Raw genomic sequence first — 13,830 nt, 5'->3', positions numbered from 1 at the left:
GGTGTGCGCCCGATGCTAACGCGCAGCGTCCGGCTGCTCCAGCCTGGCGACAGCTGCCAGCAGCAGCGGCAGCGGATCATATGCGCCGTCGGCCCCATATACGCCGTAGTGCAGGTGCGGCGGGGTGCCCCGCGCATTGCCGGTGTCGCCCACGCTGCCCAGCACGGTGCCGGGCAGGACCACATCGCCCACGGCAAGCTCTGGATCCCAGTCGTCCAGATGGGCGTAGTAGTGACGCTGGTTGGCCGGGCCGAGCACCCATACCTGGCGACCGCCCAGCCCCGTGTCGCGAATGGCGGTAACGATGCCGGGCGTGACGCTGAGGACATCGGTGCCGCGCGGCGCAAAGATGTCGACGCCCTCGTGCCGGCGATCCGCACCCCGCGGGGCACCAAAGGTGTCGGCGATGCGCGCGGCCTGCACGTTGCGAACCGGCATGAACAGCGTGTCCGGCGGAGGCATGCGGGCCAGCTGCCAGCTCATCTTCGGCTTGTCCATGAACGGCTGCTGCCATGCCCAGCCCGCCAGATAGGCACCCGCTATCAGCGCAATGGCCCAGACGACGAGGGCCCGGGCTGCAGCTGCATAGTTCCTGCGGGTCGGTGGTGGCGGGGGATTCGCATCCAACATCGCCTGCACAATGGATCAACGGCAATGAACGCACTGTCGGGAAACAAAAAAGGCCGGCTCCCCCTGGAACCGGCCTTTCAGCATCGCGGGGCAAACGCCCCGGAGCGGATCAATCAGGAAGCCGCGTCTTTCAGCTTCTTCAGCGGGCGCACCTTGACCTTCACCGAGGCCGGCTTGGCGGCAAACACCTGCTCTTCCTTGGTGAACGGGTTGATGCCCTTGCGCTTGGGCTTGGCCGCCACCTTGGTCGCGGTGATCTTGAGCATGCCGGGCAGGGTGAACGAACCCACGCCGCGCTTGCTCAGCGAGCCGGCGATGGTGTCATCCAGAGCGGCCAGGACAGCGCGCACATCCTTTGCCGCGAGATCGGTGCTCTCGGCGAGATGGGAAATCAGGCCGGCTTTGGTCAGCGACTCCTTGATCGCCTTGGGAGCAGCGGCCTTGGCGGTCGCCTTCTTTACAGCGGCCTTCTTGGTCGCCTTCTTCACTGCTGTCTTCGCCATGTTTCCTTTTCCGTATGGAGGTGGAGTGGTCTGGCCGATCGCATCGGCAGTTGGAATGTAGGACAAGAAATGGCCGAGGCCAATAGGAAACTGCAAAAAACCGCGTTTTTTACGCGCTGGATGGCCGCTGCGGGTGGCGATTTCGCCCGAGGCGGGGTAGGCCTGCATGATCTTAACGGCCGTGACCATAGGCTGGCGCTTCTTCAACTGGAGCATGCCCATGGGTATTTCACGCAAGGCAACTGCACGCTGGGAAGGTGACCTCAAATCAGGGCGGGGCAGTATCAGCACGCCCACCAGCGGGCTGATGCAGGACACCCCGTACGGATTCAACAGCCGCTTTGCCGATGGCAAGGGCACCAACCCGGAAGAGCTCATCGCCGCGGCACACGCGGGCTGTTTCACCATGGCGCTCGCGAATGCCCTGGCCGAGGCGGGCCATCCGGCAGATTCCGTGGACAGCCGTGCCGAGGTCGATCTGTCCACGGACGGAGGCCCTTCGCTGAGCGCGATCCGGTTGTTCACCAAAGCCAGGGTGCCGGGGATCGAGGAGGCGAAGTTCCGCGCGATTGCCGAGGACGCCAAGCAGAATTGTCCGGTGTCGAGGGCGCTCAGCGCGGTGCCGGTCACCCTGGAGGCGGAGCTGACCGGCTGAGGCCGGCAGCGCAGGCAACGACGTTTGCGGGCCCGTCGGGCGGCATGCATAGTGACGACCGTTTACGGGGATGGGAGTTTCTGCATGCGTCGTCTGCTTCCGCTAGTGCTGGCCGGCCTGCTTGTACAGGGCTGTGCCCGCACCGAAGCTGTTTCCAATGATGTGGATGGAGTGCGGCTGCTGACCGCAGATCGCATCCACACGTCCGATCCAACCCGGCCGGTCGCCGAAGCCATGGTGTGGGATGGCGAGGGCCGGATCCTGGCCGTCGGCAGCGCGGCCGACCTGCAGCGCGAATGGCCGCGTGCCGAAGTGAGGGACATGGGCGGTACCACGATCGTGCCGGGACTGATCGATGCGCATGGGCATCTGCTGAACTTTGGCTTTTCGCTGATGTGGGCCGACCTTGCCGGTGTCGACAGCAAGGCCGAAGTGATCGCGCGCCTGCAGGCCTATGCACAGGACCTGCCCGAGGACAGCTGGGTGCTGGGGCGCGGCTGGGACCAGAACCTGTGGCCGGAGCGCGAGTTCCCCACCGCTGCGGATCTGGACGAAGCATTTCCGGATCGGCCGGTGTGGCTGGTGCGGGTGGATGGCCACGCGGGTTGGGGCAACTCGGAGGCGATGCGCCGCGCCCAGGCGCATGAAGATGCGCAATCGTTTGCCGGCGACTGGAACCCGCAGGGCAGCCGGATCGTGCGCGATGGCGATCAGGCCACCGGCGTGTTCGTCGGCGGCGGCGCGCGCCGGCTGGTTGAGCGCGTCATCCCCGAGCAGGACGAAGCGCTGCGTGAGCAGGCGCTGGAACGCGCGCTGGCCGCGGCCGTGGCAGTCGGGCTGACCGGCGTGCACGACATGGGTGTCTCGCGTGACGACCTGGCCCTGTTCCGCCGCTTCGCCGATGAAGGACGGCTGCCGCTGCGCATTGCAGCCTTCGCCGCCGGTGATGGTGATGCACTTGCAGACCTGTGTGCCAACGGCCTCTACACCCACGACGGCGGTCGCCTGCGCATGCACGGGATCAAGCTGTTCATCGACGGCGCCCTGGGCAGTCGCGGCGCGGCACTGCTGGAGGAATACAGCGACGAAGCCGGAAACCACGGCCTGCTGGCCTACGCGCCCGAGGTCTATGCCGGCATCGTGCGCCGCGCCCGCGAGTGCGGCGTGCAGGTGACCACGCATGCGATTGGCGACCGCGGCAACCGCACGGTGCTGGATACCTATGCCGACGTGCTGGGCGATGCGGTGGACTCGGATCACCGCTGGCGCGTGGAGCACGCCCAGATCATGGCGGTCGAAGACATTCCGCGCTTCGCCGAAATGGGCGTGATCGCCTCGATGCAGCCGACCCATGCAACGTCGGACATGCCCTGGGCGGGCGATCGCGTGGGTGAAGAGCGGCTCGAGGGCGCCTATGCCTGGCGCCGGTTCCTGGAGGCGGGCGGACGCCTGGCGCTGGGCTCGGATTTCCCGGTTGAATCGGCTGATCCGCGGCTCGGGCTGTACGCGGCGGTGACCCGCCAGGACCGCGATGGCCAGCCGCCGGGCGGCTGGCTGCCGGACCAGAAGCTCAGCGCCGGTGAAGCCCTGCACGGCTTCACCGCAGGATCCGCCTGGGCGACCCGCAGCGAGGGTGAGACCGGAAGGCTTGCGCCGGGCCTGCGCGCCGACTTCGTGGTGCTGGCCGAAGATCCGCTGCAGGTTCCCGGTCAGACCCTGGCCGACCTGACCATCCGCTCCACGTGGGTGGACGGAGAGGCGGTCTACAGCGCGGATTGATCCGCACCGGGAACGGGTTGGGCGGCTGGCATGCAGCCGCCCTACAATGCTTGGTTACACCTGTCTGTCTCGCCCGGAATCTCGCTGCCAATGCCTCAGAACGCACCGTCGAACGCCCGCTGGATCGTCCTCAAGTTCGGAGGCACCAGCGTCTCCAAGCGTGAGCGCTGGGACACCATTGGCCGGTTGGCCGCCGAGCGCGCGCAGCTGCACCAGGCGCGCGCGCTGGTCGTGGTGTCGGCCCTGGCCGGGGTGACCAATGCGCTGCAGGAAATCGTCGACGGCGCTGCGGAAGCGCAGCCGGGCTTCGAGCGGCTGGCGCAGCTGCATCGCGATTTCGCCGCCGAACTCGGGCTGGATGCGGACCAGGTGCTGGCAGGGCGCCTGGCAACGCTGCAGGCGCTGGCAACTGATGCCCGCGCCGCCGATCGCACGCTGGACTGGCAGGCCGAAGTGCTGGCCCAGGGCGAGCTGCTGTCGTCGACCCTCGGGGCGGCGTACCTGCGTACACAGGAGCTGGATTGCGGCTGGCTGGACGCGCGCGACTGGCTGCAGGCACAGCGGCTGCCCAACCAGACCGAATGGACCGCGCGGATGGCCGCCACCGGCCGGCGCGAGGCGGGTGACGAGTGGCGCCGGAATTTCGCCGCCCAGTCCGATGCGCCGCTGCTGCTGACCCAGGGCTTCATCGCCCGTCATGAAGACGGCGGCACCGCATTGTTCGGGCGCAGCGGATCGGACACTTCCGCCGCACTGTTCGGCGGCCGGCTGCGCGCCGAGCGGGTGGAGATCTGGACCGACGTGCCGGGCATGTTCAGTGCCAATCCCCGCGAAGTGCCGGATGCGCGCCTGCTGCAAAGACTCGACTACGCCGAGGCCCAGGAAATCACCACCACCGGCGCACGGGTGCTGCATCCGCGCGCGCTGGGCCCGTGCCGCGAGGCCGGGGTGCCGCTGGCGATCCTGGATACCGCGCGCCCGGACCTGCCTGGCACGGTGATCGACGATGGCGCCGGCAGCGTGCCCGGGGTCAAGGCAATCAGCCGCCGCGGCGGCATCGTGCTGGTGTCGATGGAAACGGTGGGCATGTGGCAGCAGGTCGGGTTCCTGGCCGACGTGTTCGACATCTTTCGCGAACATGGGCTGTCGGTGGACCTGCTCGGCTCGTCGGAAACCAACGTCACCGTGTCGCTGGATTCAAGCGAGAACCTGGTCAGCACCGACGTGCTGTCGCGGCTGTCGGAAGACCTGGCGAAGTGCTGCCGGGTCAAGGTGATCGCGCCGTGCGCTTCGATCACATTGGTCGGGCGCGGCATGCGCTCGCTGCTGCACAAGCTGTCCGATATCTGGGCCACCTTCGGCCAGGAACGGGTGCACCTGATCTCGCAGTCGTCCAACGATCTCAACCTGACCTTCGTGATCGACGAGGCCGACGCCGAAGGCATGCTGGCCACCCTGCACGCGCAGCTGATTGCCAGCGGTGCGATGCCGGCGCACGAGCAGGGCGTGTTCGGCCCGCGCTGGAACGAACTGTCCGGCACGGCGCGGGTGCGCGGCACGCCGTGGTGGCACGCCGAGCGGGAGCAACTGCTGGAGCTGGCCGCTGAAGGCACGCCCGCCTACGTGCATCACCTGCCCACGGTGCGTGCCCGTGCCCGCGCGCTGGCGGCGATGGAGCCGGTGGACCGCCGCTTCTACGCGATCAAAGCCAACCCGCACCCGGAGATTCTCAATGCGCTGGCCGAAGAGGGTTTTGGCCTGGAATGCGTGTCGCTGGCCGAGCTGCGCCACGCGCGCGTATCGGTGCCCGGGCTGGAAGCCGGGCGCCTGCTGTTCACCCCGAGCTTCGCGCCGATCGACGAATACGCGGCCGCGTTCGAGCTGGGCGCCATCGTGACCCTGGACAACGTGGAAGCGCTGCGGCGCTGGCCGGATGTGTTTCGCGGCCGCAAGCTGTGGCTGCGGGTGGACCTGGGCCGGGGCGAAGGCCACCACGCCAAGGTCAAGACCGGCGGCGTGGCGTCGAAATTCGGGCTGCCGGTCGGGCGCATCGAAGAGTTCACGCAGGCCGCGCGACAGCTGGATATTCGCATCGACGGCCTGCATGCACACCTGGGCAGCGGCGTGGACACCCCCGAACACTGGCGCTCGGTGTGCGACGAGCTGGGCGGCATTGCCAATCGCATTGGCAGCATCGACACCATCGACATCGGTGGCGGTCTGCCGATTCCCTACCGCGCCGAGGATGAACCGTTCGATCTGGATGCGTGGAGCGCGGGCATTGCCGAGGTCAAAGCAGCCTATCCGGGCTACCGCATCGCGATCGAGCCGGGCCGCTATCTGGTGGCCGAATGCGGCGTGCTGCTGCTGACCACCACCCAGGTGGTCGAAAAGCACGGCGTGCGCCGGGTCGGCGGCGATGCCGGCATGAACGCGCTGATGCGTCCGGCGCTGTACGAGGCCTGGCACGACATCCACAACCTGAGCCGGCTGGACGACACCGACGTGGTCGATTTCGACGTGGTTGGTCCGATCTGCGAAACCGGCGACGTACTTGGCACCGGCCGTCCGCTGCCCGCGGCCACGGCGCCCGGCGACGTGCTGCTGGTGGCCGATACCGGCGCCTACGGCATGGTCATGTCCAACACCTATAACCTGCGCGAACTGCCGCGCGTGGAGATCATCAAGTGAGCGCGGTGGAGTTTTCGCGTGACGCGGTGCGCACGTTCCGTTTCGTGCGCTGCGGTTTCGATCCGGCCACCGGCCTGGCCGAGCTGGTGTATGGCTTTGACGATGGCCCAGAGCTGATCGAAAAGATCACCCTGCCGGGTGCACCATTCGAACTGGATGAAGCGCGCGCTGCCGCTGCACAACAGGCATTGCAGCTGCTGCACCTGATTGCCGGGGTCAGCTATTACAAGGCCGCGGTGCCCGGTGACATCCGCATCGATAGCTACGCGATCGATGCGGCCACCGCCGGGCTGATGGATGAGATCTACCTGCACGGCCTGGGCGAGTTCGCCTATCGCAACGGGCTGGACCTGCATGGGCGCATCCGCTTCCCGCACGATGCCGCGCCGGCGGCGGCGGCCCCGACGCTGGGCCTGCGCAAGCACGCGCTGGTGGCGATCGGCGGCGGCAAGGATTCGCTGGTCTCGATTGAGGCATTGCGGGCGCTGGACGTGGAGCAGACGGTGTCGTGGATCGGCGGCTCGCAGCTGATCCGCGCCTGCGCCGCGCATACCGGACTGGCCACGCTCAACATCGGCCGCCAGCTGGCCCCGGAATTGTTCGAATACAACCGCCTGGGCGCCTGGAACGGGCATATCCCGGTGACCGCGATCAACTCGGCGATCCTCGCCTTTGCCGCGATCGTGCTGGGCGTGGATCAAGTGGTGTTTTCCAACGAGCGCTCGGCCAGCTACGGCAGCCTGATCGAAGGGACGGGCGAGGTGAACCACCAGTGGTCCAAAGGCTGGGCGTTCGAGCGCGCCTTCGGCGAGCACCTGCGGGTCACCGTGGCCGCGGACCTGCATTACTACTCGCTGCTGCGGCCGCTGAGCGAACTGGCGGTGGCGCGGCAGTTTGCCCAGTCCAACCGCTACGACGCGCATTTTTCCAGCTGCAACCGCAACTTCCACCTGCTCGGCGAGCGTCCGGTGAACCGCTGGTGCGGGGTGTGCCCGAAGTGCCACTTCGTGTTCCTGGCGCTGGCGCCGTTCATGCCCAAACCGCGGCTGGTGGCGATCTTCGGGCGCAACCTGCTTGATGACGAAGAGCAGATCCCGGGCTACGACGCGCTGATGGAATTCCGCGACCACAAGCCGTTTGAATGCGTGGGCGAAGCGCGCGAGTCGCGGGCGGCGATGGCTGCGCTGGCCGCCCGCCCCGAGTGGCGCGAGGATGCGGTGGTGAAGCGTTTTGCGAAGGTGATCGCGCCGCAGCTGCAGGGTGATGTGCCCACCATTGCGCCGCTGCTGGTGCCTGGCGATGAGCACCAGATCCCGGCCCAGCTGTGGGAGCGTCTGCATGAACGCTTCGCCCCCGGCGATTGACCGGCTCGCCGGGCAGCGCGTGGCCCTGTGGGGCTGGGGCCGGGAGGCCCAGGCCGCTCATGCTGCGCTGCGCGAGCTGGCCGATGGCCCGGCTTCGCTGACCCTGTTCTGCTCGCCCGAAGAGGCCGCGCAGGTCAGCGTCGCCGATACCGGGCTGGCGGTGGAAACCGTGGTTTCGGCCGAACGGCTGGCCGCCTTCGACCTGGTGGTGAAGTCGCCCGGCATCAGCGCCTATCGGCCCGAGCTGCTGGAAGCCCAGGCGCGCGGCACCCGTTTCGTCGGCGGCACCGCGCTGTGGTTTGCGGCGCGGCCCGATGCGCGCACCATCTGCGTCACCGGCACCAAGGGCAAGAGCACCATCAGCGCGATGCTGGCCCATCTGCTGCGTGCGGCAGGAGTGCGCACTGCGCTGGCCGGCAATATCGGCATGCCGATGCTGGAGCTGCTGCACGGCCAGGCCGAGGCCTGGGTGCTGGAGCTGTCCAGCTTCCAGACCGGCGACGTGGCCGCCTCGGGCGCGCGTCCTGAGGTTGCGGTGGTGAGCAACATCTTCCCGGAACACCTGGACTGGCACGGCAGCGAAGAGCGCTACGTACAGGACAAGCTGGCCCTGGTGACGGCGGCCCGCCCCCGTCATGCCGTGCTCAATGCGGCCGATCCGCGGCTGTCCGAGCTGGAACTGCCGGACAGCAAGGTCATCTGGTTCAACCATGAATCGGGTTGGCATCTTCGCGATCAGGTGGTGTATCGCGGTGACCTGGCGGTGCTGGATGCAGCGGACGTGCCGCTGCCGGGTCGCCATAACCGCATCAATCTGTGTGCGGCGCTGGCCGCGATCGAGGCGTTTGGACTGGATGCGGCACCGCTGGCGGGGCATGCGCGGGAGTTCGTGCCGCTGCCGCACCGGCTGCAGCCGCTTGGGGAGCAGGCAGGGCTGCGCTGGGTCAACGATTCCATCAGCACCACCCCGGCGGCGAGCCTGGCGGCGCTTGAGGTGTATCGCGATGCGCGCGTGGCCATCCTGCTGGGCGGCCATGACCGCGGGCTGGATTGGAGCGGGTTCGCCGATTCGATTGCTTCGCATCCACCTTGGGCAGCGGTGACCATGGGTGCCAACGGTCCACGCATCCACAGCGTGCTGGAGCCGCTGGCCGCACGGACCGGGATGCGGCTTGAGGCCGCGGCTGATCTGCCGGCGGCGGTCGACGCGGCGCGCCGGCTGCTTGGCGGGGCGGTGGGTGAGGGCGGAGGCGTCGTGCTGCTGTCGCCGGGCGCGCCCAGCTTCGGGCCCTATCGCGATTACACCGCGCGCGGCCGGCACTTCGCCGCGCTAGCCGGCTTTGATCCGGACGCCATCGCCGCGATTCCTGGCCTCGGTATCGCCTGATCAGGCCGGGCGTGTGAGGGCGCGGAAGGCACGTCGGGGGCGTAGCCCCGCCCTACGGCAAGCGGATTTCGCACGTCGGCACCGCTTAACCGCGTGCCTCCGGTAGGTCGGGGCTACGTCCCCGACGACCTCAATATCCGCGTTCGACCGCGTACCGGGCCAGGCCGCGCAGGGCGGCGACGGCGTCGCTGTCTGGCAGGCCGTCGAGCGCGGCTTCGGCCGCTTCGGCGTATTCCACCGCGCGGCGGTGGCTGTATTCCAGGCTGCCGCAGGCATGGATCGCGGCCAGCACCTCGTCCATGGCGCTGGAATCGCCGGCTTCCACGATCGCCCGCAGGCGATCGCGCACCGGCGCGTCGGAGTGGGCGATGGCGTGGATCAGCGGCAGGGTGGCCTTGCCCTCGGCCAGGTCGTCGCCCAGGTTCTTGCCCAACGCCTCGCCTTCGGCGGAGTAGTCGAGCATGTCGTCGGCAATCTGGAAGGCATACCCCAGCTGCAGGCCGTAATCGTGCAGGCGCTGCTGCAGCGCTGCGTCGCCGCCCGAGGCCAGCGCGCCCAGACGCGTTCCGGCGGCAAACAGCACCGCGGTCTTGCGCTCGATCACCTGCAGGTAGGCCGCCTCGTCCACATCCGGGTTGCGCACGTGCAGCAGCTGCAGCACTTCGCCCTCGGCAATGCGGTTGGTAGCATCGGCCAGGATCTGCATCACTTCCATGCGGTCCAATTCCACCATCAGCTGGAAGCTGCGCGAATACAGGAAGTCGCCCACCAGCACGCTGGCGGCGTTGCCCCAGATCGCATTGGCGGTGCTGCGCCCGCGCCGCAGGTCCGACTCGTCGATCACGTCGTCGTGCAGCAGGGTGGAGGTGTGGATGAATTCGATAATCGCCGCCAGCTGGTGGTGCTCGGCGCCTTCGCCACCACAGGCACGCCCGGCCAGGGCCACCAGCATCGGCCGCAGGCGCTTGCCGCCGGCGGAGATGATGTGCTCGGCCACCTGGTTGATCAGCACTACGTCGGAAGCCAGGCGACGCCGGATCAGGTCATCGATGCCGGCCATGTCGGCGGCGGCGAATGCCTGGATGGCGGCAAGGTCGGGGACGGGTGCGGTATTTGCCTGGGCCATGGGTATGCAGGATCTGGGGGAGCGGGGATTATACGGGCCCAGGAGTTGCCCCACGCGCCGGCGCGGCGGACCCTGACCCGGCGACGGGCCGGCTGGGGGTGGCGGGCGTGGCGCCGGTATACTTCAATGGTCCCCGAACCCATCGGCCGCGCCCTGCGCCGGCCACCTCTGCAAGGAAATAATTCATGGCCCGTGGCATCAATAAAGCGATCCTGGTCGGCAACCTCGGTAACGATCCGGAAACCAAGTACACCCAGGGTGGCATGGCGATCACCAAGATCAGCCTGGCGACCACCAGCATGCGCAAGGATCGCGACGGCAACAACCAGGAAAACACCCAGTGGCACCGGGTGACCTTCTTCGGCAAGCTCGGCGAGATCGTTGCGGAGTACCTGCGCAAGGGCTCACAGGTCTACGTCGAGGGCGAGATCCGCTATGACAAGTACACCGGCCAGGACGGGGTGGAGAAGTACTTCACCGAGATCGTCGCCAACGAGATGCAGATGCTCGGCGGCCGTGGTGAAGGCGGCGGCGGTGGCGGCGGTGGCGGCGGTGGCGGTGGTGGCGGTTATGAGCGTAGCGGCGGCGGTGGCGGTGGCGGTGGTGGCGGTTATGAGCGTAGCGGCGGCGGTGGCGGCAGGCCGCAGCGTCAGGAGCAGCAGCGTCGCCCCGAGCCGTCGCAACAGCAGCAGCGTCCGCCGGCCGAGGACTTTTCCGACGACGACATCCCGTTTTAAACCCGGGATACACTGACGCCCTTCTTCAACACACATGCAGGGGTATCCGGGATGAAGTTCAAGTCGATCGCGCTCGCAATCGCTCTCTCCGCGGCCGTGGGTGCGGTGTCCGCCCAGCAGCCGGCGGCCCAGCCCCAGCCGCAGGAGCAGATGCAACTCACTGAGGAACAGCAGGCCCAGCTGGTCCGCCAGGACGCCGAAATGACCAATGCTGCGCAGCAGGTCGTGCAGCTGATCGACAGCAACCGGATGGGCGAGGTGTGGGACCTGTCCACCAACGTGGTCAAGCAGATCCTGCCGCGGGAAAGCTTCGTCCAGCAGGTGGGCAACGACCGCGCACAGCTGGGCGCTCCCACCGAGCGCGGCCCGGCGGTGGTCACCCGTACCCAGTTCCAGGACGGCGGCGAAGTGCCCGCCGGCCTGTACATCAACATTGCGTTCCCCACCCGGTTTGCCAACAGCGCCGAACCGGTGCGTGAGCTGGTCTCTTTCCGGCTGGATGAAGACCAGATCTGGCGCGTGTCGGGATACAGCCTGCGCTGATCCGGACAGTCGTTCCGCAACACCCACAGCGGGATCCTTCGGGATCCCGTTGTTGTTTCAGGATCCTGTGGGCGCGTCCTGGTCAGCGACCTCCCACGCCCCCACCTCCGCCGCCGCCGCCGGAAAAACCACCGCCCCCACCACCGCCACCGCCGCCGCTGCGGCCGGATGACGTGCCGGGCGGGGTTGAGGAGGAGGCGATCTGCGAACTCAGGCCCTGCGACAGGGCACGGGTCATCCCGCCGATGCCCCCGGTGCCCGCACCACGACCGCTGGCCGAGTACCAGGCAATCGATGAAGTGGCGGCAGCGGCTGCCGCCGCGCCCGCAGCTGCGGTGAATCTGTCGGTCCAGGCTTCTTCCACTTCCAGCGCCACGGCATAGGGCAGCAGCCGTTCGAAGCGCTCGGCATCCAGCTGGGGTTCGCGCTCCCCTGGGCCCTGCAGCCGCTGCAGGTCCTGCCGCTCGGCGACGCTGAGATATCGCCTGAAACCCTCGATTTCGTCCAGCAGCTGCCGCCCGGCCGGGGTGGGCGCGCCGATCACCAGGCCAAACACGACGGTGGTCACCAGCGTTGCCAGCAGCAGCGGGAGCGCCAGCACCCAGCCTCCTCCGGCCAGCGCGATCGCCACGAACGTGCAGATGCAGGTGGCGACCGCGATCAGGATGGCAATGCCCACGCTGCCGTGATTGGCGCGGTAGTGGCTGGGAATGATCCGACTGCGGAGTTGCCTGGCATGTTCCGTCCTGGCTATCCGGATCCGGGTGGCATTCTTCTGGTGCAGTTCAAGATTCTTCCCGCCTGATCGCAGCAGATGTTTGATCAGGTGGGCCGGGGGCGCGTCAGGGTGCAGCGTGGACTGTCCGGGGTCTTCGGGCTGCACGGTCCAGCGATCCGCACGCAATTTCCGTGCCTCGCGATGGATCGTCACTGCACCGTTCACCGCGGCAAACAGCAGATCGGAGCTGAAGGCGGTGCTGTCGTAGCGCCTGCGCTGCATGAAGCGCAGCTCGGCCGGTGAATAGTCAGCCGGCGGTTCGTAGCGCACGATGATGGTGCCGGGCCGCGGGTCGCGTCCGACCAGACGCCACCGACGCAGACAGTAAACCAGCAGCAGGCCGAATCCGATCAGGGCCACGATGCCGGCACGATTGTCTTTCAGCCGCCACACCACCCGCTGCAACCAGCCGGGCTCGGCCACGATGCCCTTGGGAAAACCGAGGACGACGGTCAAGCCTTCCCCCGGCGCCAGCGGTGCGGCCAGCTTCCAGTGGGCGATTCCCGCTGTGGGCGCACTGGCGCTGAATGCTTTGCCGCGCTGACCCATGGCACCGGTGAATCCATCGATCTGCATGTCGGCAACCGGCACAGGGGCGGGCAGGCGCACCGTTACGTTGCCGCTTGCCACGGGCAGGACCGAGCCGTGGCCGAGCGCGTTGAAGTAAAGCTCGTCGTGGGCGTCAAAGAAGCCCAGTTGGCGATTGGTCCGGTAGCGCAGGATGAAGATGTGGATGCCCGGGACCGCCAGGAAATCATCGTTACCGGTATTGATGCGTACGCCGTTGCCGATCCGCTCGGTGAACCAGGGTTCGGGCTGGCCGTTGCGCTGTACGTTCAATACTTGGAAATCCACCACCACCCGGTCGCCGTCGCGATCCCGGTAGCGGGTGGGGAACTCGCGGGTGATGCCGCGGCGGATGCGGTTGCCTTCGGCGCGGACCGCAATGGTTTCGATGATCTCCAGGCCGCCGTCGGCCTGGATGGCGATGTCCACGTCGTAGCGCAGGATGCGTTCGCCCGAGCGATCCTGGGCCAGTGCCGGAACGCTCCACGCAAGCGTCAGCAGCAGAGCCAGCAGGCGGATCATGACTTCAGTTCCACCCGGGGGGCGGTGCGCGCATCGCTGCCGGCCTGGAAGAACTCCGCCCCGTTGAAGCCAAACCCCCGGGCAATGGCCACATCCGGGATCCGCTGGGTGGCATTGTTGTAGTCGCGTACCGCGCCGTTGTAGAAGCGGCGTGCGTACTGCAGATGCTCCTCCACCGCCACCAGGTCCTCCTGCAGACGGGCAAAGTTTTCACTCGCCTTGAGATCCGGGTAGGCCTCCCCGACTGCAAACAGCCTGCCGATGGCCTGCTCCAGCTCGGATTCCACCTCGCCCAGTGCCTGCGGTGCCTGTTGCTGCATGGCCTGTGCCCGCAGCGCGGTCACCGCTTCGAGCACTGCGGCTTCATGGCCGGCATAGGCGCGCACCGCCGACACCAGCTGCGGTACCAGGTCGTGACGCCGGATCAGCTGCACGTCGATGTCCGCCCAGGCGGTCCGGACCTGGTTGCGCAGCCGTACCAGCCGGTTGTACAGAAACACCGCCCAGACCAGCACGCCTCCCAGCAACACCGCCATTGCGATCATCCG

Annotated in this window: 12 protein-coding genes; 7 read left to right on the top strand and 5 right to left on the bottom strand. The window is 67.7% G+C overall.

From position 1 onward, the window contains the following. Nucleotides 1–15 precede the first annotated feature (15 nt). Together WCE59_RS04880 and WCE59_RS04875 are read right to left on the bottom strand one after the other, a co-directional pair. Entirely contained in the window at nucleotides 16–630 is a 615-nt protein-coding gene (locus WCE59_RS04880; RefSeq protein WP_343257593.1) for a M23 family metallopeptidase, read from the bottom strand. A 113-nt stretch (nucleotides 631–743) separates the two neighbouring features. Next, a complete protein-coding gene (locus WCE59_RS04875) occupies nucleotides 744–1,133 on the bottom strand; it encodes an HU family DNA-binding protein (protein WP_343257684.1) in 390 nt (129 codons plus the stop codon). 220 nt (nucleotides 1,134–1,353) lie between these two features. Between WCE59_RS04875 and WCE59_RS04870 the strand changes: the two genes are divergently transcribed. From WCE59_RS04870 to murD, 5 genes are all read left to right on the top strand, one after another. Then, complete coding sequence (locus WCE59_RS04870; protein WP_343257592.1) at nucleotides 1,354–1,788, top strand: OsmC family protein; 435 nt, start codon at nucleotides 1,354–1,356, stop codon at nucleotides 1,786–1,788. Nucleotides 1,789–1,872: 84 nt separating this feature from the next. After that, a complete protein-coding gene (locus WCE59_RS04865; RefSeq protein ID WP_343257591.1) occupies nucleotides 1,873–3,567 on the top strand; it encodes an amidohydrolase in 1,695 nt (564 codons plus the stop codon). Nucleotides 3,568–3,657: 90 nt separating this feature from the next. Continuing rightward, the gene (locus WCE59_RS04860; RefSeq protein ID WP_343257590.1) at nucleotides 3,658–6,258 is read left to right on the top strand and encodes a bifunctional aspartate kinase/diaminopimelate decarboxylase; all 2,601 of its coding nucleotides are present in this window, start codon (nucleotides 3,658–3,660) and stop codon (nucleotides 6,256–6,258) included. 5 nt (nucleotides 6,259–6,263) lie between these two features. Beyond that, nucleotides 6,264–7,622 (top strand): UDP-N-acetyl-alpha-D-muramoyl-L-alanyl-L-glutamate epimerase, encoded by a 1,359-nt coding sequence (gene murL, locus WCE59_RS04855; RefSeq protein ID WP_449284112.1) that lies wholly within the window; start codon nucleotides 6,264–6,266, stop codon nucleotides 7,620–7,622. Beyond that, the gene (gene murD / locus WCE59_RS04850) at nucleotides 7,597–9,009 is read left to right on the top strand and encodes a UDP-N-acetylmuramoyl-L-alanine--D-glutamate ligase (protein ID WP_343257587.1); all 1,413 of its coding nucleotides are present in this window, start codon (nucleotides 7,597–7,599) and stop codon (nucleotides 9,007–9,009) included. Before murL ends, murD begins: the two co-directional genes overlap by 26 nt. A 130-nt stretch (nucleotides 9,010–9,139) precedes the next feature. Here murD and WCE59_RS04845 read toward each other — a convergent pair whose 3' ends face one another. Further along, nucleotides 9,140–10,135 (bottom strand): polyprenyl synthetase family protein, encoded by a 996-nt coding sequence (locus WCE59_RS04845; RefSeq protein WP_343257586.1) that lies wholly within the window; start codon nucleotides 10,133–10,135, stop codon nucleotides 9,140–9,142. Nucleotides 10,136–10,320: 185 nt separating this feature from the next. On the opposite strand from WCE59_RS04845, the gene ssb reads away from it, so the two are divergent. Both ssb and WCE59_RS04835 read left to right on the top strand, forming a co-directional pair. Then, nucleotides 10,321–10,872, top strand: coding sequence for a single-stranded DNA-binding protein (ssb, locus tag WCE59_RS04840; protein WP_343257585.1), 552 nt, complete (start codon nucleotides 10,321–10,323; stop codon nucleotides 10,870–10,872). Nucleotides 10,873–10,923: 51 nt separating this feature from the next. Next, on the top strand, nucleotides 10,924–11,415 hold the full coding sequence (locus WCE59_RS04835; protein ID WP_343257584.1) for a DUF4019 domain-containing protein: 492 nt from the start codon (nucleotides 10,924–10,926) through the stop codon (nucleotides 11,413–11,415). A gap of 82 nt (nucleotides 11,416–11,497) precedes the next feature. Here WCE59_RS04835 and WCE59_RS04830 read toward each other — a convergent pair whose 3' ends face one another. Both WCE59_RS04830 and WCE59_RS04825 read right to left on the bottom strand, forming a co-directional pair. After that, on the bottom strand, nucleotides 11,498–13,282 hold the full coding sequence (locus tag WCE59_RS04830; protein ID WP_343257583.1) for a DUF2207 domain-containing protein: 1,785 nt from the start codon (nucleotides 13,280–13,282) through the stop codon (nucleotides 11,498–11,500). Continuing rightward, nucleotides 13,279–13,827, bottom strand: a complete 549-nt coding sequence (locus WCE59_RS04825; RefSeq protein ID WP_343257582.1) for a LemA family protein — start codon at nucleotides 13,825–13,827, stop codon at nucleotides 13,279–13,281. Before WCE59_RS04825 ends, WCE59_RS04830 begins: the two co-directional genes overlap by 4 nt. Between the last annotated feature and the right edge of the window lie 3 nt (nucleotides 13,828–13,830).

The sequence above is a fragment of the Luteimonas qiangzhengi genome, assembly GCF_039548515.1.
Taxonomy (GTDB): Bacteria; Pseudomonadota; Gammaproteobacteria; order Xanthomonadales; family Xanthomonadaceae; genus Luteimonas.
This window is presented reverse-complemented; position numbering and strand designations above follow the sequence as displayed.